The organism is Gimesia aquarii (assembly GCF_007748195.1).
GTDB classification, from domain to species: domain Bacteria; phylum Planctomycetota; class Planctomycetia; order Planctomycetales; family Planctomycetaceae; genus Gimesia; species Gimesia aquarii.
The window spans coordinates 6000622-6026700 of record NZ_CP037920.1; the positions used below are offsets into that span (position 1 = coordinate 6000622).

The 26079-nt window shown below is 47.1% G+C and carries 25 protein-coding genes; 10 read left to right on the top strand and 15 right to left on the bottom strand.

Features of this window, described 5'->3' with window-relative positions; translation table 11 throughout:
- Positions 1–28: 28 nt before the first annotated feature.
- The 3 genes from V144x_RS22835 to V144x_RS22845 form a co-directional block, all read right to left on the bottom strand.
- Complete coding sequence (locus tag V144x_RS22835) at positions 29–1675, bottom strand: hypothetical protein (protein ID WP_144988520.1); 1647 nt, start codon at positions 1673–1675, stop codon at positions 29–31.
- Between the two features lie 249 nt (positions 1676–1924).
- The gene (locus V144x_RS22840) at positions 1925–2485 is read right to left on the bottom strand and encodes a hypothetical protein (RefSeq protein WP_144988522.1); all 561 of its coding nucleotides are present in this window, start codon (positions 2483–2485) and stop codon (positions 1925–1927) included.
- A gap of 112 nt (positions 2486–2597) precedes the next feature.
- Complete coding sequence (locus V144x_RS22845; RefSeq protein ID WP_144988524.1) at positions 2598–2975, bottom strand: hypothetical protein; 378 nt, start codon at positions 2973–2975, stop codon at positions 2598–2600.
- A 210-nt stretch (positions 2976–3185) separates the two neighbouring features.
- Here V144x_RS22845 and V144x_RS29060 point away from each other — a divergent pair, with 210 nt between their 5' ends.
- The 4 genes from V144x_RS29060 to V144x_RS22865 all read left to right on the top strand — a co-directional run bounded on the left by V144x_RS29060 (position 3186) and on the right by V144x_RS22865 (position 6728).
- Complete coding sequence (locus tag V144x_RS29060) at positions 3186–3350, top strand: phage integrase N-terminal SAM-like domain-containing protein (protein WP_144988526.1); 165 nt, start codon at positions 3186–3188, stop codon at positions 3348–3350.
- 91 nt (positions 3351–3441) lie between these two features.
- On the top strand, positions 3442–4848 hold the full coding sequence (locus tag V144x_RS22855; protein WP_144988528.1) for a cation:proton antiporter: 1407 nt from the start codon (positions 3442–3444) through the stop codon (positions 4846–4848).
- A gap of 289 nt (positions 4849–5137) precedes the next feature.
- Positions 5138–5920 carry a helix-turn-helix domain-containing protein gene (locus tag V144x_RS22860; RefSeq protein ID WP_144988530.1) on the top strand — a complete coding sequence of 261 codons (783 nt, stop codon included), beginning with the start codon at positions 5138–5140 and terminating at the stop codon, positions 5918–5920.
- Between the two features lie 172 nt (positions 5921–6092).
- Positions 6093–6728, top strand: a complete 636-nt coding sequence (locus V144x_RS22865) for a DUF2306 domain-containing protein (RefSeq protein WP_144988532.1) — start codon at positions 6093–6095, stop codon at positions 6726–6728.
- A gap of 36 nt (positions 6729–6764) precedes the next feature.
- On the opposite strand, the gene V144x_RS22870 is transcribed toward V144x_RS22865, so the two are convergent.
- The 3 genes from V144x_RS22870 to V144x_RS22880 form a co-directional block, all read right to left on the bottom strand.
- Positions 6765–7370: a hypothetical protein gene (locus tag V144x_RS22870; RefSeq protein ID WP_144988534.1), complete on the bottom strand. Its 606-nt coding sequence runs from the start codon at positions 7368–7370 to the stop codon at positions 6765–6767.
- A gap of 397 nt (positions 7371–7767) precedes the next feature.
- Positions 7768–8274, bottom strand: coding sequence for a hypothetical protein (locus V144x_RS22875; protein WP_144988536.1), 507 nt, complete (start codon positions 8272–8274; stop codon positions 7768–7770).
- Between the two features lie 100 nt (positions 8275–8374).
- A complete protein-coding gene (locus V144x_RS22880) occupies positions 8375–8743 on the bottom strand; it encodes a hypothetical protein (RefSeq protein WP_144988538.1) in 369 nt (122 codons plus the stop codon).
- Positions 8744–9231: 488 nt separating this feature from the next.
- Here V144x_RS22880 and V144x_RS22890 point away from each other — a divergent pair, with 488 nt between their 5' ends.
- Positions 9232–9603 (top strand): DUF2200 domain-containing protein, encoded by a 372-nt coding sequence (locus V144x_RS22890; RefSeq protein WP_144988542.1) that lies wholly within the window; start codon positions 9232–9234, stop codon positions 9601–9603.
- Positions 9604–9736: 133 nt separating this feature from the next.
- Here the strand turns inward: V144x_RS22890 and V144x_RS22895 are convergent, their stop codons facing one another.
- The 5 genes from V144x_RS22895 to aroE form a co-directional block, all read right to left on the bottom strand.
- Positions 9737–10432: a hypothetical protein gene (locus V144x_RS22895; protein ID WP_144988544.1), complete on the bottom strand. Its 696-nt coding sequence runs from the start codon at positions 10430–10432 to the stop codon at positions 9737–9739.
- Positions 10433–11594: 1162 nt separating this feature from the next.
- Positions 11595–13442, bottom strand: coding sequence for a hypothetical protein (locus V144x_RS22900; RefSeq protein ID WP_144988546.1), 1848 nt, complete (start codon positions 13440–13442; stop codon positions 11595–11597).
- 316 nt (positions 13443–13758) lie between these two features.
- On the bottom strand, positions 13759–15036 hold the full coding sequence (locus V144x_RS22905; RefSeq protein WP_144988548.1) for a prepilin peptidase: 1278 nt from the start codon (positions 15034–15036) through the stop codon (positions 13759–13761).
- Positions 15037–15060: 24 nt separating this feature from the next.
- Positions 15061–15585 (bottom strand): shikimate kinase, encoded by a 525-nt coding sequence (locus V144x_RS22910; RefSeq protein WP_144988550.1) that lies wholly within the window; start codon positions 15583–15585, stop codon positions 15061–15063.
- An 11-nt stretch (positions 15586–15596) separates the two neighbouring features.
- Positions 15597–17093 (bottom strand): shikimate dehydrogenase, encoded by a 1497-nt coding sequence (aroE, locus tag V144x_RS22915; protein WP_144988552.1) that lies wholly within the window; start codon positions 17091–17093, stop codon positions 15597–15599.
- A 277-nt stretch (positions 17094–17370) separates the two neighbouring features.
- Between aroE and V144x_RS22920 the strand changes: the two genes are divergently transcribed.
- The 3 genes from V144x_RS22920 to rsgA all read left to right on the top strand — a co-directional run bounded on the left by V144x_RS22920 (position 17371) and on the right by rsgA (position 19575).
- Positions 17371–17865: a cupin domain-containing protein gene (locus V144x_RS22920; protein WP_144988554.1), complete on the top strand. Its 495-nt coding sequence runs from the start codon at positions 17371–17373 to the stop codon at positions 17863–17865.
- Entirely contained in the window at positions 17843–18415 is a 573-nt protein-coding gene (locus tag V144x_RS22925; RefSeq protein WP_197998590.1) for a TetR/AcrR family transcriptional regulator, read from the top strand. Before V144x_RS22920 ends, V144x_RS22925 begins: the two co-directional genes overlap by 23 nt.
- A gap of 110 nt (positions 18416–18525) precedes the next feature.
- Positions 18526–19575, top strand: a complete 1050-nt coding sequence (gene rsgA, locus V144x_RS22930; RefSeq protein ID WP_144988558.1) for a ribosome small subunit-dependent GTPase A — start codon at positions 18526–18528, stop codon at positions 19573–19575.
- Between the two features lie 314 nt (positions 19576–19889).
- On the opposite strand, the gene V144x_RS22935 is transcribed toward rsgA, so the two are convergent.
- Positions 19890–20123, bottom strand: a complete 234-nt coding sequence (locus V144x_RS22935) for a hypothetical protein (protein WP_144988560.1) — start codon at positions 20121–20123, stop codon at positions 19890–19892.
- 491 nt (positions 20124–20614) lie between these two features.
- Here V144x_RS22935 and V144x_RS22940 point away from each other — a divergent pair, with 491 nt between their 5' ends.
- The gene (locus tag V144x_RS22940; RefSeq protein ID WP_144988562.1) at positions 20615–21193 is read left to right on the top strand and encodes a hypothetical protein; all 579 of its coding nucleotides are present in this window, start codon (positions 20615–20617) and stop codon (positions 21191–21193) included.
- An 80-nt stretch (positions 21194–21273) separates the two neighbouring features.
- Here V144x_RS22940 and V144x_RS22945 read toward each other — a convergent pair whose 3' ends face one another.
- Complete coding sequence (locus V144x_RS22945) at positions 21274–21765, bottom strand: hypothetical protein (protein ID WP_144988564.1); 492 nt, start codon at positions 21763–21765, stop codon at positions 21274–21276.
- A 286-nt stretch (positions 21766–22051) separates the two neighbouring features.
- On the opposite strand from V144x_RS22945, the gene V144x_RS22950 reads away from it, so the two are divergent.
- Positions 22052–24739: an MGH1-like glycoside hydrolase domain-containing protein gene (locus V144x_RS22950; RefSeq protein WP_144988566.1), complete on the top strand. Its 2688-nt coding sequence runs from the start codon at positions 22052–22054 to the stop codon at positions 24737–24739.
- A 21-nt stretch (positions 24740–24760) separates the two neighbouring features.
- Here V144x_RS22950 and V144x_RS22955 read toward each other — a convergent pair whose 3' ends face one another.
- Together V144x_RS22955 and V144x_RS22960 are read right to left on the bottom strand one after the other, a co-directional pair.
- Positions 24761–25195 (bottom strand): VOC family protein, encoded by a 435-nt coding sequence (locus V144x_RS22955; protein WP_197998591.1) that lies wholly within the window; start codon positions 25193–25195, stop codon positions 24761–24763.
- Between the two features lie 66 nt (positions 25196–25261).
- The gene (locus tag V144x_RS22960; protein WP_144988570.1) at positions 25262–26062 is read right to left on the bottom strand and encodes a hypothetical protein; all 801 of its coding nucleotides are present in this window, start codon (positions 26060–26062) and stop codon (positions 25262–25264) included.
- Positions 26063–26079: the final 17 nt, after the last annotated feature.

Here is a 26079-nt window from a genome sequence, read left to right on the forward strand (position 1 = left end):
AAAACATGAAGAAAGGTTCCAGCCCCCCTTAAATCTCACGATTTCCCACCCGGTCCGCCTCCTCAATTAGACGCTCTTGAATCTCTTTGATGCGCTCCTCGAATGACTGGATTATCGACGGGGTACTTTTGATTTCAGCCTTGATCTGCTCAACTTTCTGAAGGGGATGCAGTGGATTCATCAGCCATTCCGTTTCCTTCTCGTTTTTTCTGTTCTGGGCAGTGATGACAGTAGGAGCCACTGCCAGATAAACAGAAAGGGACAGCAGGACTGCGACCAGACAAAGTTTTGCCCCCCAACGGCCGGTCTGCATGAAGAAGCGTCGTGTTCGGGAGAGGGATGGATTCTCATACTTTTTTAGCATCCAGAGCGTCAGCACAGCGATCAGGCAGAACGGGAGCAGTATCAGCGTCCCGGTCTGGCTGACAAACGTCAGCATTACTGCGAGGGGTGTTTCAGGAGACGGCTGAGCATCCTGCTGTGCATGATAACGATCAAGAGCTTCCATAAAAATATTCCGTCTCAGCCAGGCTTGGTGCAGATCCTGTTCGATTTCTACTGTTTCCGCAGGAGTGAATGAATCGGGCTGCAGCTGCAGCACCTGAAATAAATGCCCCAGACCCGAAGTGCGGAAGCTGTATTTGAAATACGTCAATTCATACAAGTTATTCTCCCCTGCCAACTGGTCTGCGATCCGCAGTTCCTGACGTGCGTTGCGAATCACTGCGGAATACTTTTTCTGAGACAGATTTGATTCACAGGCATAGATCAACCAGCGTTGCAGTTTACTGGCGATGATGAGAGCTGGAAAGGTACCGTTCCTGCTGACTGCAGCTTTAAACTGGTCTTCCAGTGGTAGCGATGTCCGTATTAAAAATTCCAGGGTCGTCGACCAGGTGATCGTGCCAACGTTCAGGGTTGGCTTTTTCAGACCTGTTCGGAGCCGTTGTTCGGCCTGTTCGTAGACCAGGGGATTGGTGATTTTTAGAGTCAGCCGATCTTCCTCATCCCAGACTGGTTCGGCTGACTGCTGGTAGAACTGGATCGCCGCCAGATAGTCGTAGAGCGAGTTTTCCGGATCGTGGGCAGCACCTTCCTCAAGTACCTGCAGCCAGTCCTCAGTATGCAGCTCCAGTTCCGAATCATCACGGACCATAAACAGAAGTAATGCCCGTTGTCTCCAGAAGTCGACATTCTCCGGGTTCAGACTCGTGGTGATGGCCGCTTGTTTCAGACAGGCATCTCGGCAGATTGTCTGGTATTCCTCTTGGGATTGATCAATCGTTTCTAAAATTTTCTCCGATCGTTCCACTAGTTCTAGTAGATCCTGACTGGATTTCTTATTCCGTTCGAGGAACCCATACTGCGGCTCGGTCAGCATCCAAGCCGCTCCCAGCGCTACCTGTGGATTCGTTTGCGTTGCAGGAATTTTGTTGATCTGACTGAGCCAATACTCCGCCTGAACCGGGGGGGGCTCCTCACCGATCGACGTCGTCTTACCCAGTAATCGCAGCGTTCTGTCTTCCCAGTCATTTTGGAGCGACCGCCAGCCTGAGGGAGAACAACTGACGACAACAATCAGACGTAGGCAGAGTACCGACAGAACCAGAATCAGTAACATCCGGAGCCAGTTTGTTTTCAGTTGCCTGATTTTTTGAGATGAAAGTATTGCCATGTACAATAAGAAACGTCAGATCCAGCAGCCAGGATCAAGAAGTTTTCATTTTTCATCCCGCGTTTCCAGAATTTCTTCGATCAGTTACAGTTTCTGCTGCTGGTATTTGAGCACGCGCAGTCGTCATAGATACCCAGCAGCGATATCAGAATCGCAATCAGATCACAGACGATGCGTGAATAAAAAATTCCAGACACCTTAAATCCGTTTGCACCGGGCCCTCTCGTTCACCGATTTGGTATTTGCCGATCATTGCGGTGGATCAATCTTGAATTCCGCGTAGATCATTGCAATGTCACCAAGTTCTGGAAATGAGCATTTGCCGCCAAACACTGCCCCAACGAATGCATCTTCCAAACCATCAGCATTTGTCAGCGAAGTCGATTTGTCAGTTAGAAACATTCTAACAGTTCCATCGCTTTCGAGCCGAAACCTGCCTACGAAGGTTCCAGCGGCAGATTTCAATTCTCCTGTTTCAAGTAAATCGTTGAGTACAGATGTGGCAGAGTCCAAACCTGTTTGGACGGCAGAGTCATTCGGGTTACCGGCTTCGACCTTCTGGGCGACAAGTGATACGCGTCCATGCTTGATAGTTTGTGTTGCCAAATCTTGGGTCCCATTTTGTGTTTCAGAAGAATCATTCGATTGAGAGCACCCAACGATGCAAGCAACACAAAGAGAAAGGAATACGCGTGCCACCCCCACCAGTTCCGCTTCTGCCAACCGAGATAACGTCAATGCATGCAATCGCCCAAACCGACCCAGGCCAATGACACCTATTTTCACCGGTTGAAAACTCTTCACAGCCATCGGTTATCCTCAGATTTGATTGATTGATTATCCGCAGACAGTCACAGATTTTCAGATGGCTTTTCAATATAGAAAATTTGGCCGAATTTTATAGTCTGTGTTCATGCAATAGTCAGGAGCGCTCATGAGAAATTCTGAAATCGGATAGTAGCCAGAAATATGAGCTGATATATGCGCTAAGAAAGGATGCCATAAATAAACGAAAAAGTAAATTTTCTTGATTGAATTTTTTTTCAAAAAGAATGAATATGACGATAATCAAAACAGCACACACATTCATTATTTTTCTCGTTAATTCAACGTAGTCAACCAATATATTTCGGATCATATAAGTAGCAAAAAATAATATTGCCACTGATGGTATCGTATAAATAGCAATTCCAAGTCTCATATCTTTGCTGAGAGCTGAATACAATACAAATAAAATGATACAGACTTGGGCAATTCCTAGTAGACCTGCATTTTGATGAAATCTTTCAAGCCGATTCATAAAATCTTCTAACTATTGATAGACAGAGTTTGATTCTGCCTAAATCTATCAGGATTTCTGTCTCTTATCAATTGACGCTATTTAAACCTGGGTTCACAACGGAATGGTTCAGGGAAGACTAACATGGCAACGGATGATGATCCTCTCCTCTCTATCAGGATCTCGCAGCATGACCACTGCGGCTCAGCGATCGTCTAGCTCCTTGCTCAGATGCGAAATAAGTTGCGAGTGAGGCACTATGTATGGAAGACCGAGCAGGCTTACGTGATGTGGATCGAGAGATTCTTGTGTTTTCATCGTGAACGCAATCGGCGCCGGTGGAGGAATCCTCGTCAGATGGGAAAGATGGACATCGAGCAATACCTGTCGGCATAGGTGTCTGACCCTTTAATTTCATTCCAGAAAATGACAGGTCATTCAGGCCAGCCTACTTTTCTTCCGGGTGAAGGACCGTATAATAACGGCCATGAATTTCTTCGATATCGCTGGCATCCTCGTGGCCCTCGCAGCGGCCTTCGCATTCATCAACCATAAACTGCTCAAGCTGCCAACAACGGTAGGCCTGATGCTGCTGGCAATGCTGCACGCAATCAGCCTGCTGCTGATTGATCGGATTGTACCGGGGGCAAGCGTGCTCACCGCGGCCGAGACGCTCATCGGCTCAATCGACTTCGACCAGACGCTGATGCAGGGCATGCTCGGCTACCTGCTCTTTGCCGGGGCGTTGCATGTTAACCTCAACGACCTTAAGAAACAAACTGCGGTCATCGCCCTGCTCGCGACCATCGGCGTCCTCGCCACGACGTTCATCGTCGGCGGGCTCACCTACGTCATCACCGGCTGGCTTGGGATCAAGGTCCGCTTCATCTACTGCCTGATCTTCGGCTCGATCGTCGCCCCAACCGACCCGATCGCGGTCCTGGGGATCTTCAAGAGCCTCGGTGCACCCAAGTCGCTGGAGACCAAGATCGCGGGGGAGTCGCTGTTTAACGATGGCGTGGGCGTGGTGGTATTTATTGCACTCCTGAGTATCGCGGGGTTGGGGGGGCATGGCGAGTCCCATGAAGACTTAACGAATAAGGATGAGTCTAATCGTGTCGTTCAGCAGAGCGAACAAGAACATCCGCACGAGGTTCAAGCAGGCAGCGAGATGGCAGAGACGAACGCAAGCGATGTCGCGAAGCTCTTCGCCCTGGAAGCTGGTGGCGGAATTGCGCTGGGCTTTGTGCTGGGGCTGCTCGCGTTCTTCCTGTTGCGATCCATTGATCACTACGCGACGGAGATTTTGCTTTCGCTGGCGGTGGTGACGAGCGGGTATGCGCTGGCGATGAAGCTGCACCTTTCCGGGCCGTTGGCGATGGTGGTCGCGGGGCTGATCCTGGGGAACCATGGCCGAACGCTGGCGATGTCCGACAAAACGCGCCAGCACCTGGACACGTTCTGGGAGTTGGTGGACGAACTTCTAAATGCGGTGCTGTTTGTGTTGATCGGGCTGGAGGTCCTGGTGCTGTCGTTCCAGGAGCAATACCTGCTGGCCGGGGCGCTGGCAATCCCCGCTGCGTTGCTAGCAAGGTTCCTGTCCGTTGGCACGGTGATGACCATCTTGAAGAAAGCTACCGGCCAGGAATTCACGCCGCACGCGATCAAGGTTATGACCTGGGGCGGCCTTCGCGGCGGGATTAGTGTTGCACTCGCACTCTCGCTCAAGGAAGAGATCCATGCTCAACAATCGCAGTACGACAACATCGGTGAACTCATCCTGACCATGACCTACGTCGTCGTCGCCTTCTCAATCCTCGTCGGCGGCCTGACCATCGGCCCGATGCTGAGCAGATTGGGCCTCACGGGGCAGGGCAAAACAGAAGCCCATTAACGACTGATAGCGACCTGCTAGCGGGGTTCACTACGGCTCAGTTCAGTTGTAAAAGGGTAGGACTCTTATTTTAAAGAGACGCTGACCCCTTTTCTATCTTCAGGTAGGCTTGTCGCAATACTATTAGACAAGGTTCATTAATTGAGCGAAGTGACTTCCTGCAGTTGGCGATTTCCAAGCTAATGCATCGAGTTTGAATTAATGGTGTGTTGTGCTTAGCGAATTGGCAAGTACATTTGCAGAAATCAAGAGGACTGGCCAGGTAGTTTAACGTCGTTATAATGGCTTTATGACTAACAATTCGAAGTCTAAATTTGGCTATTTACTTACATTTTGGCGTAAGAAATCATCCCTGAGTCAGCAGCAATTGGCACTTACTGCCGGGACAACTTCCCGACACCTGTCCTTTATTGAAACCGGGCGGTCACGTCCAGGACGCGGCCTAGTGTTGCGTTTAGGGCAGGCACTCGACCTTTCCATTCGAAACCGAAATGAGCTGTTGGTGGCAGCAGGATTCGCCCCAAGTTACCCAGAGCGCGACTTGCGAGATGAACGAACTAAGCCATATCTTCGGGCTGTTGAGTCGATACTTGAACAGCACGAGCCCTACCCTGGCGCGGCCTTTAATTCGCTGGGGTGCATAGTGCTGGCTAATCGACCATTTCGCACTATGTTTCCTGACTGCCTGCGTCTGTCCCCCGAAGAGGCTGTAGACGTATGGTTTGCCCCAGGGCTACATCGAGACCGCATGGAAAACTGGGCGGAGGTTGCTTGGGCTTGGATAGACCGGCAGCAACATGAGATCGTCCGAACAAATAATATCAAACTTGCCAAATTAGTTGAGCGTGCATTGGTCCACCTGAGCGACGTGGAGAGGCCCGAGCCACCGCAGAACTACCCGGACGTAATTGGCCCTCGTTTTCGAATTGGCGACAAGGTGATTCAAACATTCTTCACCGTAATGAAGTTTGAATCCGCCCTTGAGATTACGCTCAACGAATTGAGAATTGAGTTGCTCTTTCCGCTCGATGAAACGGCTACTGAATTCTTTCAAACTCTTGATTATTCGTAGTCCAGCCCATTTGCTTCGTCCAGAATACTTGCGCTTCCCTAATCGGGAATTGTTGCCAAACACAGAACTGGTCAATAATTACTTGTTGATGAACGGTCCGACTAGCATCACTATAGCTGCGTGCTGAAGATGATTGAGCACGGACGCAACCCAATTAGGAGTCTAAGAAATAATGGGGTACATTAGCAGGAAAGAATGGGCGCTCTTAATTTGCTTATTTGTGTTTAGCTTCGTTCCGGTCGTTGGCGGTGCACTTCGAATTGTTGAGATCGCAGGCGGTCCAGCTATCGCACCTAACAACCTACGTATAAATGCCGACCCGCTGCCAGCTTTGTTACATCTGCTTGGAGCGATTCCCTTTTGTATTCTCGGTGCATTTCAGTTTCTTCCGAGCATTCGTAAGCATGCACCGAAATGGCATCGATGCAACGGATGGATTGTTATCCAGGGAGGAATCGTATCATCTATAACCGGCTTATGGATGACGCAAGTCTATGATCTTCCGGTTGAGTTGCAGGGCGGTTTTCTTTACTTCGTCCGAATGGTGATGGGGACGGCAATGACATTTTTTATACTACTCGGCCTAGCGGCCATTAGAAAACGACGAGTTGACGTACATAGTTCGTGGATGATACGCGCATACGCAATCGGACAAGGAGCATCCACTCAGACATTGATAGGTTTAACTTGGATGGCGGTGATGAAAGAAGAGCCGGCTGGTTTTCCCAGAGATGTGATGATGACGTTAGCTTGGGTGGTCAATTTGATGGTGGCCGAGTGGATCATCCGGAAACCGAGCAAAAACTGAATTCAACTCATAATTCCTAGTATCTTAAGGGGATAATTACTTTTTGACAGGTGCAACAAAAGTGTCGTCAGGGCCCTGATTTTCCGGTGGTGCGCTGCCAATGAAGCATTGTCCTGAGGGATCGGGAGCGACTTTGGGTTGTTTCACAAATGATTTAACGTTTCCGATTTCCAGCACCCAGCTGCCATCGTCTCGACTCGCGTTTAACGAATATTCATGCAGCTTGCCATCCACTGCTGTGCCGTACCAACTGATCGAGTTATAACCTGTCGGTACATTTTCGTAGAGCGTTCCTTCCCAGGTCTCACCGACGTCTGTCACCAGGTTTTGACAGGTCGGGTTGTGGCGACGTTCCGGAATACAAAATGTCCTGATGTCATCCAGCGACCAGCGGTCTTCCAGTGCAGCGGTGACTTCAGCAGGGGAAGTGAGCTGCTGCTGGGGCTCTGTAGTGACATCGGAAGCGCTTCCGGAATGTGTTTCGGGAGCCGTCGGTTTGCAACCCCATACCAACATCAAGATGGCCGAGTGGAGAGTGAGTTGACACATAATGCAGTGAAAAGAAATCTGATACCCCACAGATTTCACATTGAGCATCGATGTGGTTTTGGGTTCGCGCATTCGCTTAACGATTCCAGCCATGAAAAGGACCTCAAACGAGATCTGCCTGGCGCGGTTTCTGCCCCTCGATCGGATTTCGCTTGAAGAATACAGAACTACTTGCCCTGAATTTGCACATCTTTTTTATGACCAAATAATCATTAGTCACAAGAATCTAATATTAGACGGACCGCATCGGAAATACAATATGTAGCATACGATTCGCAATCGTACTATAGTGAGCCAACCAGTCAATGGAGAGCTTTTATCTATAACGAAGTGACCGGGTAATATCCGGGCCTATTGCAAAAGTCTTTACAGTAACCGTAAGTCCTTAAGCCAGGTTGTGCGATCATTGTCCATCTTGCCCACTTCGATGAAACAAGGGGTTTTTCAACAAGCCCGTTCGTTACCCGGTCACTATATCTCGCTCAGTGCTTTATTTGGCATCATTACCAGAGTGAAGCTGGAGAACAAATTGGTTCCACACATCTGGTGGGTCAATGCACGCGTTACCGTAGATCAATCCATTTTCCACGATCTTGATTTCAACACCGTCAATTGCAACCGTTCGACGCCACTGTTCAACTCCATTCATTGAGATTGCAATTATATCGGAGTATGTCGAAAGCAGCGCTATATTACCTCGTGGTGTAATGATGCAGTCAATTCCAAGGTCATCAAAAAATTTCCAATCTTCTGGGTTTCCAGGGCGGATGAAGTAGGATGCACCCTCGGCGATGACGAATATCACATTTGCGATATTCCATTCGATGAATTTTGTAGCGTATCCATATCCTGTCTGCAGATTACCAATCCATGATGGCCCAGTTTCTGACTCGAAACGAACAACAAATCCCTCTGACCACGGTGTCGGTCTGCCCATATGGATATGGATTGGTATTGGGCCAGTTCCAGACAAACCAGCTTCAATAGTCGCCTTCATTTGCTTGAACTCCGTATTTGTAATTATACAGAAACATTCCGTTTATGATTCCACAGGGATCTCGTATGCTACGATATCGGGAAATCATACAAAACAGGAGTTACTTATCAACAGTATGATTCGTACTTTCAGTGTCTGGGTAATGACTTCTTCGTTCGGTTTCACCTTCATCAAGTCCAAGAGTTTTCTCAAGGTTTAAATCAGAACAATTACTCCAGAGAGTCTCGTACGCTTGTACTATCAGACTCCATAGCGCGGCTCGCTGCTCTGAGTTAAGATCGTCAACAGAGAACCACATAGCCTTCCCCAGCCAACCAGCCTGATTGTATGAGTGGTCAACGAAGTACCCGAAAGTATCCTCACTCTCAGCCACATCCGCAGGTAAGCCTGCAGTTGCGACAAGCGATTTACGTTCTTGAAGCCACTTATACCACTCATGCATTTTCTTGCCGTTTCGTCGGTAGCTCAAGATGTTTCCCCCTAACTTGTTATTCAACGGAAACAGTCCACATATGATGCTGTAGAGACTTCATATACTTCAAGATAGATAAACCATACTAAACAGGAGCTTCTTGCCAGCAGAAAGGTTCGTATTTTTAGTGTCCGGGTAATTAGCGTTACCCACCCAATCTTTTAGATGAGTTTCTCTCTAAAGGGTGGTTTGGTTTTACTGTCTTGCATTTCACAAATTACGCAAGAAAAATCGAACGTTTGCGACTGAAGGTCACCACCGCTCCTGTGCAATCGATAGTGAAATGGCGATAGGTTTTGTTCTCTTCCACATAGGCTGGTGCAAAACCATTTTTCTGGTGTACAATCGCAGATCGGGCCTGTTGGTATATCACTAATATGATTAAGGTTACTTTCGACCGCACTTACACGGTCTATTATAAGTTATCCGGCTAATGTTGAACCGATCACCAACTTTTTCAATACCTGACTGAACACTGAATTGCCATGAAACAGCCCCCTCCCGGTACAGAAGAACGCATTGCAAAAATGACCTTCGCGTTAGTCTACCCTCACTACGTTGCGAAAATTGAAAAGAAAGGCAGAACCAAAGAAGAGCTACACGAAGTCATCAAGTGGCTGACTGGCTACGATGCAAAAAAGTTGAAATCCCTGATCGACAACGAAGTGACCTTTGAGACTTTTTTCAAGAAATGTAAGCTGAATCCGAATGCACACCTCATTAAGGGGGTCATTTGTGGCTACAGAGTTGAAGAGTTGAAAAATCCATTGATCCAAAAGGCTAGGTATCTAGACAAGCTGGTCGACGAGTTGGCCAAGGGAAGGAAGATGGAAAAAATACTGCGTGTCGATGAATAACGCACGATGATATTTAATATGGTTTACCAGTCCCTGAGTTGATTTTTTTGTTGACCCGGTAATTACGGTTTACCGGAGACCTTCAATTAACTTGGCAAATTTCTCAGCTCGTGAGCAGTCGTTTCCAATCCGATCAGCTTTCATGCAAGCTCTTGTGAAACGTAAACTCGCATTTAGTCACCATAGTTTCGAACAAGCCGCCTGAATCGTAAGTAACGACGAATTCTAAATTCGTTTTATCTGGTGGATCGACATCTAAGAATTTTGCCCACCAACAAAAACCGAGGCAGCCAGAATACATCTCAGACGATTTAATTATTTCACCAGTCCGTGCGTCAAGGATTGCCAGCGTTGGATTTGAAGACAATACCAATTTCTTCGATTTTTTGTTTATTCTTGGAAAGTCGCGATACTGCATGCGTTGTGTGATGTTGCCGGTATAGCGAATATGTCCAGGCCCGCCAAAAATAGGCCGAATCAATGGTTTGGGTGCGTCAAGTTTAACATTGATTTTTCGCGGTTCATCAAATAGATCTGGAGACAATTCGATCGAAAAGAGTATTCCTTGGTCACTGCGAAATTCCACAATCCAGATCCGCTTTCCAAACGTTGTTGAATCGAGTTTTTGAGGAAAATCTCCAACCGTATACTCCTTAACGATCGACGGCCTCCCATCGTAGTAGTAGGGCGACCACATTCGAATTGCAGTATCAGGCGTAAGCTTGCGTGCGACGACGCCCGCAAAGTGCAAGCTAAAGTTTGCATCCTGAGCGATCGCATCGCTGCAATAAAAAAGCGCCATGATTACGAGTTGTAGTAGAGTTTTCATAAGCGACATCATTTGAACTAAACTGAATTATTTCAGTATTACCTATTACCGATAGTATTAGTGAAATTTTGTTTAACCAAAAATGAAGAGTCAAGAGAAAATTGAAGAAGTTGCTATCAACAAAGAAATAAGGTCAAATGAATCAAATCGACTTCATGCAACCGAAGCACACTGAAATCGAAATAGGTTTCTATGGCTAGCTTTTTCATAATCTGGCTCCCTTTCTAAAATTAAAAATGATGGGTGGAAAAGAACAATTTCCCGGACTCATTCTTTCCAATTGATTTCTCGATGCTCTTCTAAGGTTTTCTTCCGAGACTTGTTTTTCCCACGCTCTGGCTACCTCAAAAAAATGTTGATGAAACTAACTTTTATTGACAGGGTGAAACGATATCTATCTTCGAATTAAACTGGAGTGCTAATCTGGTCTGGTTTTTTGAAAGCCAAAGAACTCTTCTACTGCTTTTCACGTCATCCTCCCATGAAATTTCGCTCACTGCTCTTACATCATCACTGGCCGATTTTCATCTCTATGTTGCCGGGTGATATCGAGTAGAATCTTTTTTCACACGAGATTTATCTCGTCTGTCTGCGAGTGTTTGTTCTGTTCGTGCATTGATTTTATTTGATTGTTCGGGAAGGGAATTTGGAGATGTGGTGTTTGGTTTTTATGTTGTTAGGTTTGTATTCACATTGGTGGAAGGTTTGTTGGTTGAAATTCGGCAACCGTTGCAAATGGGGCGAAGTGGGGAGGTTTATGATTTGCGCAGTTTTGTCTGAGAGTTGGTCAATTCGTGACCGATTGCGGCCTCATTTTGTCACAAATAAGGTCAAATTGGGTGCAAAAAGTAGTGAAGATTGGGAAGCGGTTTTTGCGTTGTCGCTGGAAATCTTGCTGAAATCAGTGGGTTTTATACTGCTCAGATTCGCAGGCGAGGATCAATTCAGTATCGAGAAAAACGGTGTTCGCGCAAAAAATAAGAGTGATGTATCGCGTTCCAGGTGGAAGGCGCTGAAGATCATCATGAGATGGACACAAACGAAATTGGCTCGCCTCTCTCTCGCGCCACCGACCAGGTTCGGTTTTATCTCCTGACGGCAGCTCAACGCACAGCGCATGCCATCCGGGGTTTAGTGTTTCACATCAAAATGCAAATACAGATTAATTTGGAGAATAGAAAAATCGGACCACCCAAATTCCTCCTTCTAAAGAAGGGCTTTCACTGAGTTCCCAATTGTCTGCTTCGGGACCGGTTTTGGAGGGAATGATTGTAATCCCACTTTGCCCGGAAAGATTGCATTCAAAACCTAATAATGTTTTCCCGTTATCCGGTGAATAAGTCCACTTCGCCTGATAGGGAGTTTTAGACGACTGCGTACTATAACCTCCGGCAGTCGAACCAGCGGGAATCGTTTGTGGAAGATCAAGTTCTGACGAACTGCTAGAACCAGTTAACTCACTGCTGATGAGGGTTAAGTTTTGAGAAGTATCGTTATTGGTCAACAGAATTGCCATCGCCGCTGTGGTGACAGTTCCCAAGTACAAATTAACAAAACCAACCGTCTCATAATTGCCGCCTCCACCTGGAATCACAGGTGGATTCGCAGTGTACCAATAAGTGTCCGGGTTAGAGTAGCCTTGCAATCGATCTGTAAAACCACTGCCATACGCTTCGCTATTCAAAGCAATGGCATACAGGTATTGATCGTAATGGTCGGTATTGGAATCGAGGGCGGAACCGATCCAGTCATTCAATGTTCCCTGGGCACCTGCGAGGGAAAGGAGAAAAAACAACTCGCCTGTCATTAAGCCCCCAACCGTCGGCGAACTGAAGGTCGTCCCGTATAAATTGGTGTTGGTCGCATTGGCATGCGCATCAATATTCACAGAACTGGCAGACCAACCGAAAACCATACCCGCCATCAAATCGCCGACAACTCTTCCTCCTAAGTCGTTCTCAATGCCTGTAGTGGAATAAGCGGTTTCCGTTCCACTTACCGTGTATGCAACACTATAAGGTGGATTGTTACCATAGATTCCTGTTCCCGCATTTAAATTGGCCTGCGTGATATAAATGCTGAAAGCACCTGACACACTCCCGGTACCACTAATCACAACACCGGGTGTACCATTCGTGATTCCAACACCAGTTAGAACCGGATCATTATTGGGATTCAATTTGGTTGTGAATGTGGCTGTCGTATTGTAGCTCTGAGCCTGATCAAAACCGGGAACCTGAGGAGTATAAACGAGACCACCACTATAACCGAACAACGCACCACTGAGAGCATAACTGGGGGGGATTCCTGTGGAAGGGCTAGTATAGCTGCAGACATTGAGCGGATTCGTTGCCGTCGTTGATTGCAACGTGGTCATCAAACTGGTCCAGTTATGATAGGCGGAAGGATCAGCCGCCGATGACTTGATCCGCACGGTTTTCGAACCGTTCGAAACCGTAGCGCCACTTGGAACCAGGTCTTTCACATTGGAAAGAATATCGATTGCCGATGTCACGGGATTCACTGAAGTTGCTAGCAGAGCTGCACCACTTGTGGCATTGCTAACCATCGTCGCCGCGGGTGCAGAAACACCATCCACATATGATAGATCCATGTTACTGGCTGTGGGGGTTGGTGCTGGTAAGGTTTCGCCATCCACCGTTGGTTCAAAAACAATATAGGGGCTTGTCCCCGGGTCCCCCGGATTGGGGGCTTGTGTTAGTGCCGTTGGTCCGTAGTTGATATAGACGCGACCAGAAAATCCATTGAGAGAAAATGTATATTGTGCTGTATTTCCAAAGTAAGGCAGGTTGGGAACAGGGGCTAATAAATCTGCAAGGTTAAATGACCGCCATGTCGAAGTAAAATCCGTAATCACATTTGGCCCAATGGTCTGATCTGTGCCTGTATTGGTAAAAGTACCTGCAAACGAAACCCAGATTTGGCTTTCAAGATACTCAGTCTGATTGTTGGTAATGACAAAAGGAGTATTAATATATGTACCAGACATGTTGAGCCTCTCTAAATAAGACAAAGGGAGATTGCTAACGGGACTGAATAAAAATGCGACATATCGTGAGTCGCAAATCTTTGCAGCATCAATGTTTTTAGTGCTTTACAAACGAGACTACGAACCAAAGCAATTAACATGGTATCAGATAATGTTCATATATAAACTATTACTGAGTAAAAATACATTGATTCAATTTAAAAGAAATTGAGGCGGTTAAAAACAGGAAAGAAAGGCCCCCTCAGAATGAGGGGATGGAGTTGATGATGAAGACAATCATCCTGGTCGGGACCAGATGGGATTCTGGAGTGAGAACCTAATGCCCTTTTTTCCACTGATGGTAGTTTTGCGTCCCCCGACCTGATCGGGTACCAGGCCAACCACTGAGATCCCAACGTCCCTGAGTTTCATCTGCGTTCTCCCCTTCCTGATAGCCCAACTGATCGGCGGACGTCCATTCTTCAATCCAGATAGTTTCCGAATGCATGGGAATCCCTAATAGCTTCTTCATCAGTTGGGTTGTCAGTAAACAAGCTGCCAGCAGGACTAACATCACGATGGCTAAGATTGGCAGAAGAGGACCTAAATGGCAAATACGTTCCGTGAAAGGCCAGATTTTGGGCCAGCCCAACAGCACGAGTAACGCTCCTAAACTAAGGTAAGGGCCAAACGGGATTTCGCGTGTCTGTCGAAAAAAAATGGAAACCGCCACAACGGCCAACGCACAAAGGGGCGAGATTACAAAAACGGTCACAGTTGCCTGCCAGCCAAGAAAGCTACCGATAACAGCCATCAGAATCACATCACCAAAACCCATTGCCTCTTGTCGTAGAGTCCAATAACCTATAATTCGAACTGCCCAGACCACTCCCCCGCCCACAATCATTCCGACCAGACTGACGGCCAGACCATGTAGATGCGGATACTGAGTCACCCACTCTGGTACTTTCTCGACGATAAAGTAATCACTATACTGCTTCGGAAAATAAACTGCCATTAAACGAACGACCGATGGTTCCTGAAACCAGACCGGAACCAGATAAAACAGACCAAACAAAAAAGATCCAATCAGCCCAATCCATAACGCGGGCATCGTAGCGCCATCGGGAATAATTTTAAGATCAAAGTCGATGAAAGTCGCAATCATCAACGATTCAATTAAAACGAGATGGAACAGATAGCGCAGGTTGAGCAACATCACCGGCGTCATCCATGAATCTACCACTAATGGATCGGGTGCATAATTAGAATACAGGCCGCTTGCCTGTAGAGTTGCCTGATCCCCAAATGGAACTTCTGCACAATATAATAATACGAAAATCACACCATTTAGCAGTTCCACAAACGCTTCACGATGCGAACGCTGATAAGAAAATGTAGATTTGGGAGACCGTGTTAAATAGACACCGATAATTGGAATATGGTAGCGAGACCAAAGGTGACGCATTCTACGTCCCACGCGTTTCCAGGCTGCCCCTACTCTTTCTTCGCGAGGAATTTCTTCAATGCAAATATTGATCACACGCCCCAAACCTGCTCCCAGTAGAAACAGCAAAAATAAAATAATGTTGGGGTCGATTCCGAAGGGGGTCATATGTGAGAAAACTTTCGTTGTGCTTTAAGAGTGAGATTCCAGAACTGTCATAATCTCATCGACAATTTCTGAAACGGTTTTTGAATCCGTCTCGATAGTAATTGTAGCACACTCCTCATAAACGGGTTCACGCTGACTGAGCAGATGTTGAATTTCCTTATCCCCCTTGAGAGGAGTTAACGCGGGACGACGACTTGTCGTTGTGTCATCCTGAGAAATGCGTTGTGTCAAAGCTTCCGCGCTCGCCTTTAGCCAGATCACAGGACCCGCTGACTGGACTTCACCGCGCGTCTCTGTATTCAAGATAGCACCTCCACCGGCGGCAATAATCAGTTTTTTTCGAATAAGCAAACTCTGCATGACTTCACGCTCAATCTCGCGGAAGTATTCCTCTCCCTCCTCAGCAAAGATCTCTGTGATCGATTTAGCAGTGACCCGCTCAATTTCATCGTCGGCATCAATCCAGGCAAAGCCCAACTTTTCCGCTAAAGGAACAGCAACACTACTTTTCCCGCTGCCTCGATAGCCAATTAACGTGATAACCGTCATTCCCGAATTCCCTAGAGTTTACCTACTGCCGAAATTCCTTTTCGCAGCGTTGTTCGCATAGCTTCCAAGGGCGCTTCTCTTCCGGTAAACAGCTTGTACTGGGCAGCTGCCTGACGCACAAACATTTCGATTCCTGAAACGGTTTTACATCCGCGTTCGCGCGCCTGTTTCAATAAAAGTGTGTTTTCCGGATTATAAACTGTATCGAATACGAGCATATCATCCATGAGGAGATTTTGTGCAAATGGTGTCTCATTCACATTGGGATGCATCCCGACAGCAGTACCATTGACCACAATATCGTAACGTCCTCCTCCTCGATTTTCCCAAGTGGTATAAGAGCAACCTAACTCATCAGCCAGCTTTTCTCCTCTAACGCGACTTCGATTCGAAATCGTCAAAGCACCACCTGCATTCATAATTCCAGCCCCGATGGCCCGCGATACTCCACCCGCGCCTAATAAGAGAACTTGCTTACCATTAATCGGATCACTTTCCAATTCTCCCTTGGGATCAAGCCCCAGTCGAATGCTGTCGAGCGCTGCCTCGTAGTCTGTATTACGGGCCTGCCATGTATTGTCTTCATCACGAAACAACGTATTAGCAACTTTCATTGTCTGGGATGCTTCATCCGCCTCACCAGCCAATTTGAGTGCCCCGGCTTTATGTGGAATCGTGACGCTATAACCTTGTACGTTGAGCCAATCAAATTCCTTCAGTGTCTCTGCCAGCCTGTCTTTGGGCACTCGAAACGGAACATAAACGGCATCGATTTTATCATAACGAAACGCGGCATTGTGAATTAAGGGGCTCAGACTATGGGCAATCGGATCGCCAATCACACCATACAAGGGTGTCTCCGGACCAATTTGATCGTATCGATAAATCTGACTCATCTCGGAAAATGACAATTGCCCGGGGGCTAATTCTCGTTCACGACTAAATGTAGCATAGGTAAACGGAGAACCATATTTTCCACAAAGGATTCGACTCATCACGCCATATTCTCCCATGCAGAAACCGATCGTCGGTACTTTGGCATTCGCTACCAGTTTCAACATGCGAACCGAATCATCAGGAGAATTGGCCATCGTGACCAATTTCACAATATCGGGATCTTTCTCACAAAGAGAAGTATAAATCTCTTCGAGGTTGTCGGGTGTTTCATCGAAATTGTGATGGCTGATGATGCGTTTTGTTTTTCCATAGCGCGGAATTTGATCTGCGATGTCGTCTTCCAGATCGACATATTCGACTTCGGAGACGATGGCGGTTCTGAGTACCGCCTGCCTCTGTTCTTCGGAACGTTTCCAACGCCCTTTATCTTCCGGCCTGCGACAAGTGATAACCACCGGCGTAGGACGATCTTTAATGAGACGGTTTACATCCGGTGAGCGCGCGACCCAATCCAGGCGTAACTCCACGAGTTCTGCCCCCTTCTCTGCCAGGGAACGATGTTCCATCATCACCATTTTGTGCCGGGTTCGACCGATGCTGACACAAATCATTGATTCTCTTCTACTTTCTTCTTTGATCTTTACTATCGGCAAGTGAGGGATCAGTTCTCTTTCCCCCTCTGAATTAACAATTATACGATTTAGCGAGGCCACAGTGTAACCAATATCGTACCTTGACTCAAACAAGTGTCTAGCTGTCTCAATTTTTAACTCCAAGCTTGAGAACCATGCACATTTTCTTGTCGTAATGAATTACGATTGACTAAACATAACGAACGTTATATAACGATCGTTATGTTCTAAATGATCATCAAGAAAAGGAATCAAAATGAAGAACTCAATACATGAGCAAGTAACTCAAGGTCGGGGATTTGACATTTTTGAAGCAGGTCCTCACAACAGCTGGAATGATTACCGACTCGCCCCACCAGAGACTCCTTTTCCCGTTCGCGGGAAATATTTTCTTAAAAATTTGTTGAAGTCGGAGGGGCTTGAAATGTCGATTAATGTTCTCCCTCCCGGCAAAGGGATGCCTTTTGTGCACCGACATGCTCTGAATGATGAAATCTATTTCATTATTCAAGGCACAGGTCAGTTTCAGCTCGGAAACGAAGTTCTGGATGTGTCTGATGGTTTCTTTCTTCGAGTTTCACCAGAAGTTCCTCGTTGCTGGCGAAACCATTCCGATGAACCATTATACTTTCTAGTGATTCAATACAATAAAGAAAGTCGAATCGCAGGAGGTACTTCGGATGGCGAAATCGTCGATCAGCAAATCATCTGGAAACAAGGGCCACAGGATGAATCAACCCTCGGACCGTAAACAGCGTTCACGTAAAAAAATATTAGAAGCCGCTTTGCACGTATTCCAACGTGAGGGTTATGTTGGGAGCGGCGTGGATGGCATCATGGAAGAAGCCGGCATGACGTCCGGCGCCTTCTACGGGCACTTTGATTCAAAATCCGAAGTGTTGGGTAGTAGTCTGGTGCAGTTCTTCATCGAAGATCAGGCCGCTATGGGTGGAGCCTTGAGTAAAGCTGAGACACCAGAAGAACTCATCAATATCATGCTCCGTTATCTCTCCAGCAAACATTGCGAACAGGTAGAAGCAGGTTGCTCGATTCCTCCTCTCTTATCTGACTTGGGTCGAGCAGACGAGCAAACCAAGGCCCAATTTGAAGAAGTCATTCTCTGGATGACTGAGCAATTTGCCGAACGCTCCCAAAACAAATTCACGAAACAAGAAATACTTGCATCACTGGCCCTCTGTTTTGGTGGGCTTGCACTGGCACGCGCCGTTGAATCTCCTGCGCTTTCCCGACAGATTCTCTCTGCCTGTCGTAAAAATTTACCCTTAAAGAAAACAGAATGAGCTATAAACTAAGGGTTTAACACGTTATTTTCTCCAAAGCGAACCTCATGCCTCAGAATGGTGTCCTCTGCTCACCAACGAATCTCTCTTGAAGTTTGGAGTGTCGCTTGATGGATTTTGAAACACCCCACGATCTTGGCTGGAAGCGCTGTTTCGAGCAACAATTATCAATTTCGGAAATGCAGGATTGCATTGTCTCTCGCGTCGGTTCGCACCTGGGGAGTCAAGTGCTGGTTCTGGCTTCAAATGCGGAGATGACGCTGCCGATATCATTGATTGAGTCGTGCGGCGAGGTGACTGTCGGTGACTGGTTACTACTCGATGCAACTACTCATCGGGGTGTGCGACGACTCGAACGAGATTCACTCATCGCCAGAAAAGCAGCCGGCGAACAAGCAAAGTCACAACCAATTGCGGCGAATATCGATACTCTGTTCATTGTCAGTTCGTGTAACCATGATTTCAATCTTTCCCGATTAGAGCGTTATCTTGCACTGGCCATTGAGGCGCAGGTAACCCCCATTGTAGTGTTAACAAAGTCTGATTTAGCTGAAGATGCAGAACTGCTTCGGCAACAGGCAACACAACTCAAATCCGGTTTAATTGTGGAACTGGTTGATGCTCGCGATTCTCAGCAAACCAGCGTGCTCTCAGACTGGTGTCGCATCAATCAGACCGTGGCAATTGTCGGTTCGTCGGGAGTCGGTAAATCTACGCTGGCAATGTCACTCGGTGCAGAGACACTGAAAACACAGGGAATTCGTGAGGATGACTCAAAAGGCCGACACACCACCACTACACGTTCCATTCATCGGCTGAATTCCGGTGGTTTACTGATTGATACCCCCGGAATGCGTGAGTTACAACTTGCTGACTGTGAAGAGGGTGTCTCCGAAGTATTTGATGAAATTATTGAATTGGCACAGTTCTGCCGCTTTCGAAATTGTAATCATAACGGCGATCCCGGATGCGCCGTCCAGGAATCCATCGAACGTGGTGACCTTTCTCCTCGACGCCTCAAAAATTATCTCAAGCTCCAATCAGAACAGGCCCGCAATTCTCAATCGCTTCGCGAACGTCGACAGGAATCACGCAAACTCGGCAAATTCTACAAATCAGTCCAGGCTTCCAAACAACGCTATCAGAATCGAGATGAATGATCAGCTAGGAAATGTGTGGTGATCTCCGATGAATATAAAGTTCCCATCGCGGAAAAAAAATCCTGCTTCGAGTCCAACGTGGCTTCGAAAACGATATGCAATCACCGAGTTTCCGATTGGAGGAACGACTGTTAGTTCCCCGTACTGACGTAACCATTTGAGTTTGGTTTCATCGTCTAAACCCGAAAGTAAACGGTTTACTTCGTTGCGCTGGGATATCAGGTCAATAACTATGAACTCGTTCAAAGGCGGGTTAGACACTTTTTTCACACTCGTTAGTCCACTTTCAATCACCGATTATATAAAACTGAAGTTTAATCGAACAACTTATTATTTCGCCTGAATTTCAATCCTGTCACTCCTGCTTCTCGCAAAGCCTCTTTCAGTTCCAGTCGAACATATGCCTCCACACCCATTCTTCCCATGCCAAAGATTACAGGTTTGGGAGCACGCCCCGCCAGGATACTTATTTTTTTATATGCGAGCTGATTAAAACACTTGCTTCCTTCGAGCTCACCTTTAATCGCCTGCTTTTTCTTCAGCTTCAAATCGTCAACCGATGTAACCTCGACCAAATGTTTTGCGATGCGAATCGCTCGCCAATAATTCGATCGATCTCACTTTCCATTTGAAAGTCAAGTTCGTTCAGCTCAGAGTGATCTTCCATATGTGTTCCCTTGTAATTTGAGCACGGAGAGAATCTTTCAGCTGAGTCATAAACGTTAGACGTCCACTTCACTCGAAATTGTAATCTTGCGTCTCCACTGCGTCTAGCGCTTGTTTTTCACTATTATCTTTCGACCGTGCTAGATCTCCTTCCGAATAGAAAATTAGTTGCAGTGGTCGGTGGGATGAGTAAATCATCTAAATTCTTTACAAAAATTCTTATGCTGGAATTATCAACCAGTTTTCAGCATAGACAAAATTTGAACTTTCAGATAAATAGCATTGCAAGTATGGATCGATGAGTGCTAATTCTGTAGATAATCTCAAGGGCTTTACAATCAGAACTGTTTTTTAAGTGGGAGCAAATAAACAGATGAAACAGGTATTTTTTCTGATCCTTGTTTTTTATGCCTCAGGTGCAACAGTGTCAGCCAGTGAGCAGTATCTGCTCCGTATTGACACGGTGGGATACATCAAATCTATTGAGGAAAGTCCGAAAAGGAAGGTCTTGCACAGCATCGAAGTTGTAACCCGCCCCAACGAAACCTTCCACTGCAAAGTCCAAACCGGGGGATTTACCCGGACGATGTCCGGTAAACTCGTTTACGAGGATGGTGAATTTACCGCACATATTCATTATCACCGAACATTCGATGATGGAACTAAAGTGCTAGGCAAATCTCTATTAGATGAAACTGGAGTTAAAACAAGCACTGGAGTCACTCTTGCCAAATCTGTATTGATTGGTGGAGCTGAATCAGAAGGCGAAACAGTATTTGCATCGCAGACCAAGACTAAAACCAAGGGCAAGAAACATTTTGTTCCACTCCTCTCCAAAGTGATTGACGGATTTGAAACAAAGGAGAAGGCCGCGTCACTACAGTTAACTAAGACTAAGACCAAAGAACATTTTATCCTGTTTCTCTCCAAATATGAACCTGCAACCGAATGAGGAGAATAACAAAGGATCAATCTCTTGAATTGATCCGTAAAGAAATAGAAATCGGTTCCGAAGAAACAAGTCAACGCCGCTTAGACATCTCCTGTACTCGTGACATTTTCGCCATCAGAATCACGACCTTGTTGGCCAAAGAGTTCGTTGAAAATGGTCAAATTGTACATTCGGCAATCCGTGTCATGAAGCCAGACACCAGGACACTTTTTTTGTATTAGACGCCAAACGAAGAGTATTTCATCAACCGTGCAATGATTTTTAAATTTTGAGCCGCCCCAATGTTCCGAAAGCCCTGGGCGTAATTCATTTTCTGGATCGAACTCACATTCCGTAATGTCGAACTCAATAAAGTGGCCACCTTTTTCCCAGCGCGCCACCCACGAATCCCAATTTGGTGATGCGTCATGAATGAGTTTGACGCCGGGTACAGACAGAATGGCATCACCAATTTCTTTGGCAGTATAGATTTCGGTCTTCCAGTCGTCAGCAAAACTATATGCAAGATCTGGCAATTGAAGCGGGCCATCGACAAGGTACAATTCTGGCAGGTTAGGTAGTTGTTCCGACATGTTTTTCTCTGCTTGAAAAGTAATCGAGGTAATCTGCAATTCTTTCTATCACACCTTGAATCGTGTAATCTTGCATGCATGATGGCTTTCATGTTTGATTTTCGCAAGATAGAATTTTTTCAGTGGAACACCCCAACAAGATTTAAATGCTAGAAACTATACCTGCTATATCGCATTCTACGAGAATCAGAACTATATTACGGGTATTGAAATACAGATTCCTGCGTCGGAAAACAGATTTCTCAGGCACACCAGCCTGACTAAATATTAAAGAGTTGGAACATCTATGTCTGAAATGGAATGGGAGCGTCTTGTCTCAGAAGCGCGTCGTGATCCGGGGGCCAACTGGAAACGCTGGGGGCCCTACTTGGCAGAACGGCAATGGGGTACGGTGCGCGAAAGTACCGGTGAAGAAGATCCGTGGCTCAATTTCACGCACGAAGAAGCAACCTGGCGCACCTACCGTTGGGGGGAAGATGGTCTCCTGGGGATCTGCGACCGGCAATGTCGGCTCTGCTTCGGACTAGCTTTATGGAACGGTAACGATCCCATTCTCAAGGAACGGCTGTTTGGTCTGACCGGTCCCGAAGGCAATCATGGAGAGGATGTGAAAGAGGCGTATTACTATCTCGATTCCACACCCTCCCATTCGTATCTGAAAGCACTCTACAAATACCCGCATGCCGAATTTCCGTATGCCCATCTGCGGGAAGAAAACGCACGGCGCTCTCGTAACGAACCTGAGTTTGAATTGACCCATACCGGCATCTTTAACGAAGGCCGTTACTTCGATGTCCAGATCGAATATGCCAAGGCAGCGGATGACGACGTCTTAATCAGAGCCACCATTTGTAACCGGGGACCGGAAGCAGCTTCGCTTCACTTCCTCCCTTCATGGTGGTATCGCAACACCTGGGGCTGGGGGCCCATCCTGGATCGTCCCAATCAAAAACCGAGCCTGTCCCAAGCGTCGGAAGATCAGCTCATCGCCAGTCACGAAACACTCGGCGACTTTCAGCTCTACACCGACGTCGGTCCCGACGGGAAGCTCCCTCAATGGCTGTTTACCGAAAACGAAACCAACACCTGGCGATTCGATGATCCCAACAGCAGACGCCCGTCGTGTAAAGACGCTTTTCATTTAGCAGTCGTCAACGGCATGGAAGGAGTCATCAACCCTCAACCGAAGGGAACCAAAGCTGCCGCCCATTATCAATGCACGATTGAAGCCGGTGATTCAATCCAGTTTCGTTTACGGATGTCGGGAACCCACAGCCTGCCCGCGGATGCGTTTGGCGCTGAGTTTGATCGTACTTTTGAGCAACGTATCGAAGAGGCAGATTGCTACGCGAAGTCTCTCGTTTCACCGGGTCTATCCTCGGATGAAGAACAGATTCTGAGGCAGGCCGATGCCGGGTTACTCTGGACAAAACAATTCTATCACTACGCCATCGCCAACTCCTCACAAAACGGTAATGGCGAAACGGAACTTGCTCCGCCCTCTCCTGGTGCACCGCATGCTCGGAATGCTGACTGGGGACACTTATACAATCGCAATATCATTTCGATGCCTGACAAATGGGAATACCCCTGGTATGCAGCCTGGGATTCCGCCTTTCATTTAATTCCGTTTACGAAGATCGATCCCTTTTTCGCCAAGGAACAGGCGATCCTGTTTCTCCGCGAATGGTACATGCATCCCAACGGTCAGCTGCCTGCTTACGAGTGGAACTTCAGCGATGTGAATCCGCCCGTTCATGCCTGGGCGTGTTGGCACGTCTATAAAATGACCGCTTCTAATGGGGATCGCGACCGCAACTTTCTGGAACGTGTGTTTCAGAAACTGTTGCTCAACTTCACTTGGTGGGTGAATCGAAAAGACATCCGCGGTAAGCACGTCTTCAGTGGTGGATTTCTCGGACTGGATAACATCGGAATCTTCGATCGCTCGAAACCACTACCCACCGGCGGTCACCTGGAACAGGCAGACGGAACCGCCTGGATGGCCTTCTTCTGTTCCAGCATGTTGTCGATTGCCTTTGAACTGGCCGATGACAATCCCGCTTATGAAGACATGGCCTCGAAATTCTTCGAGCACTATGTCTCGATCGCCGAGGCCATGAACTCGCTCGACGGTACCGGACTTTGGGATGAAGAAGATGGCTTCTACTACGATCACCTTTATCTGGATGGCCGCAGTATCCCGCTGAAGATCCGCTCGATTGTCGGTTTGATTCCCCTCTTCACGGTCGACGTGCTATTCGATAAAACGATCAATAAGCTTCCTGGTTTTAAGAAACGCATGGACTGGTTTCTGCAGAACCGTCCCGAGTTCGCCAAGTTCATGACCTACATGGAACATGATACAGAAGACTCCGAAGACGGACTACGCCTGCTGGCCATTCCCACCCGTGATCGTCTTTTGAGAATGTTACGTTACCTGTTGGACGAAGATGAATTCTTATCTAACTACGGCATCCGCTCCCTTTCCAAGTACCACGAAGAGCATCCGTTTGAATACGAACTCAATGGCGAACTGCTGCGCGTCCAATACCAACCTGCTGAATCCGACAGTGGTTTGTTCGGCGGTAATTCCAATTGGCGCGGCCCCATCTGGTTCCCTCTCAACTATTTGTTAATTGAAGCGTTGGAACGCTATCACATCTTCTACGGCAAGTCGCTCCGAGTCGAATGCCCCACTCGGTCGGGCAATTACATGGACCTGCAGGAAGTCGCCGATGAAATCCGCAAGCGACTCTCGCGGCTGTTCCTCTCAAAAGAAGATGGCGACCGCCCCTGTTATCACCGCACCGACGATTTATTGAACGACCCGCACTGGTGCGAACTGGTCCTGTTCTATGAATACTTCGACGCAGAAACGGGACGCGGCTTAGGCGCCAGCCACCAAACCGGTTGGACCGCCTTGATCTCACCCATCCTTGGCACATTGGCCAGTCGTAATAATGGTTCCTGATACTTCCTCCGTTTCTTAAAATCAAGTGGCAAACAATTGTGTTTCAACATCGCGAAACGCTTTGAATTCCAGAGCGTTCCCGCTGGGATCCAGAAAGAACATCGTAGCCTGTTCTCCCGGCTGGCCCTCAAATCGCAGGTAAGGTTCGATCACAAATTCGATCTTCTTGGCTTTCAGTTGTTCCGCCAGTGACTTCCAGCGATCCATCGTCAACACGACACCGAAGTGAGGAACGGGAACACCGTGACCATCCACGGGGTTGGCATGCGAAGCAATTTTTCCTGTGGGACCCATCTCCGGATTCAAGTGGCACACCACCTGATGCCCAAAGAAATTAAAGTCAACCCATGTCTCGGCACTGCGACCTTCGCTGCAACCAAGCAGGTCGCCATAAAATGCTCTCGCTTCGGCAATGTCACGCACTTGAAACGCAAGGTGAAAAGGATCGAGTTGCATAATCGAACTCCATATCTTAATGAAGACTAAATGAATAAACGCAAAACGGATCAGGCTCCTTGAAGATTATCCCGAAATTTGATCTGCATACGCTTTGGCATGCAGATATGCCTGGGAATCGTTGGCTTTCAGATCATTCACTCGAGTGATCACAGAAACGAAATCCTTCCCAGCATAGGGTTCATCAGAGGAAATGATTTTGCAGATCTCATGATGTTTCTTGAGCAACTCAACCTGCAAGGTTTCCTCAATCGCACCACCTCCTAACGCATATCCATGAACGGGGTTTAACGCCTCTTCCGCATCATCAACATCTTGTTCAAATGCGGCTAAATCCTGTTCCGCGTTTTTTCTGATCTCTTCAAACACGTTCAACAGATGGTTGAAGCCAACATCCAACAGCATCAGTAAAACGAGCCCTACGGCAGCTTCAATAAAAAATGATTGCCGAACACCGGACGAGAAAAATCCAATCACTCCGAAAATCAAAGCCGCAATAATAATACACGTATAAGTTGGTTTCGTTTTCTTTCTCGCGATAGCAAAGACAACGGGAAACAGAGCAAAGATCGCCATCCCTGCGGCAACTTCGATACAAATTGATTGTGCGAAAGAATCTGCCGGAAGTTGAAATGCCCATGCCCCCAACCCGATACTGACTAACGCTAATCCCAGGTAAGACAAGATGGGGAGCAGCTTCGCGTTTCCCACTTTGAGAGTATGTTTATAGCGAGTATAACCTGCAAAATTTAAGAATTGTGCTGCGGCATAAGCTTTAAACGCAGGATTTTCATAATCAGGATTTCCCGATCCTGGAAAACTCCAACCGTTAGAAATCGTTGGTTCCTCTTCCGAATCTGCTACCACTGATGTGACCTCCCCTG

Excerpts from the sequence above, each read along its gene's own strand:
- V144x_RS22870 (WP_144988534.1), bottom strand. The coding sequence starts at position 7,370 with ATGGCTGGAATCGTTAAGCGAATGCGCGAACCCAAAACCACATCGATG.
- V144x_RS22860 (WP_144988530.1), top strand. The coding sequence starts at position 5,138 with ATGACTAACAATTCGAAGTCTAAATTTGGCTATTTACTTACATTTTGG.
- V144x_RS22940 (WP_144988562.1), top strand. The coding sequence starts at position 20,615 with ATGAAACAGGTATTTTTTCTGATCCTTGTTTTTTATGCCTCAGGTGCA.
- V144x_RS22875 (WP_144988536.1), bottom strand. The coding sequence starts at position 8,274 with ATGAAGGCGACTATTGAAGCTGGTTTGTCTGGAACTGGCCCAATACCA.
- V144x_RS22945 (WP_144988564.1), bottom strand. The coding sequence starts at position 21,765 with ATGTCGGAACAACTACCTAACCTGCCAGAATTGTACCTTGTCGATGGC.
- V144x_RS22865 (WP_144988532.1), top strand. The coding sequence starts at position 6,093 with ATGGGGTACATTAGCAGGAAAGAATGGGCGCTCTTAATTTGCTTATTT.
- V144x_RS22950 (WP_144988566.1), top strand. The coding sequence starts at position 22,052 with ATGTCTGAAATGGAATGGGAGCGTCTTGTCTCAGAAGCGCGTCGTGAT.
- V144x_RS22845 (WP_144988524.1), bottom strand. The coding sequence starts at position 2,975 with ATGAATCGGCTTGAAAGATTTCATCAAAATGCAGGTCTACTAGGAATT.
- V144x_RS22835 (WP_144988520.1), bottom strand. The coding sequence starts at position 1,675 with ATGGCAATACTTTCATCTCAAAAAATCAGGCAACTGAAAACAAACTGG.
- V144x_RS22855 (WP_144988528.1), top strand. The coding sequence starts at position 3,442 with ATGAATTTCTTCGATATCGCTGGCATCCTCGTGGCCCTCGCAGCGGCC.
- V144x_RS29060 (WP_144988526.1), top strand. The coding sequence starts at position 3,186 with ATGCGAAATAAGTTGCGAGTGAGGCACTATGTATGGAAGACCGAGCAG.
- V144x_RS22910 (WP_144988550.1), bottom strand. The coding sequence starts at position 15,585 with ATGACGGTTATCACGTTAATTGGCTATCGAGGCAGCGGGAAAAGTAGT.
- V144x_RS22905 (WP_144988548.1), bottom strand. The coding sequence starts at position 15,036 with ATGACCCCCTTCGGAATCGACCCCAACATTATTTTATTTTTGCTGTTT.
- V144x_RS22840 (WP_144988522.1), bottom strand. The coding sequence starts at position 2,485 with ATGGCTGTGAAGAGTTTTCAACCGGTGAAAATAGGTGTCATTGGCCTG.
- V144x_RS22900 (WP_144988546.1), bottom strand. The coding sequence starts at position 13,442 with ATGTCTGGTACATATATTAATACTCCTTTTGTCATTACCAACAATCAG.
- V144x_RS22890 (WP_144988542.1), top strand. The coding sequence starts at position 9,232 with ATGAAACAGCCCCCTCCCGGTACAGAAGAACGCATTGCAAAAATGACC.
- V144x_RS22955 (WP_197998591.1), bottom strand. The coding sequence starts at position 25,195 with ATGCAACTCGATCCTTTTCACCTTGCGTTTCAAGTGCGTGACATTGCC.
- rsgA (WP_144988558.1), top strand. The coding sequence starts at position 18,526 with ATGGATTTTGAAACACCCCACGATCTTGGCTGGAAGCGCTGTTTCGAG.
- V144x_RS22895 (WP_144988544.1), bottom strand. The coding sequence starts at position 10,432 with ATGAAAACTCTACTACAACTCGTAATCATGGCGCTTTTTTATTGCAGC.
- aroE (WP_144988552.1), bottom strand. The coding sequence starts at position 17,093 with ATGATTTGTGTCAGCATCGGTCGAACCCGGCACAAAATGGTGATGATG.
- V144x_RS22920 (WP_144988554.1), top strand. The coding sequence starts at position 17,371 with ATGAAGAACTCAATACATGAGCAAGTAACTCAAGGTCGGGGATTTGAC.
- V144x_RS22925 (WP_197998590.1), top strand. The coding sequence starts at position 17,843 with ATGAATCAACCCTCGGACCGTAAACAGCGTTCACGTAAAAAAATATTA.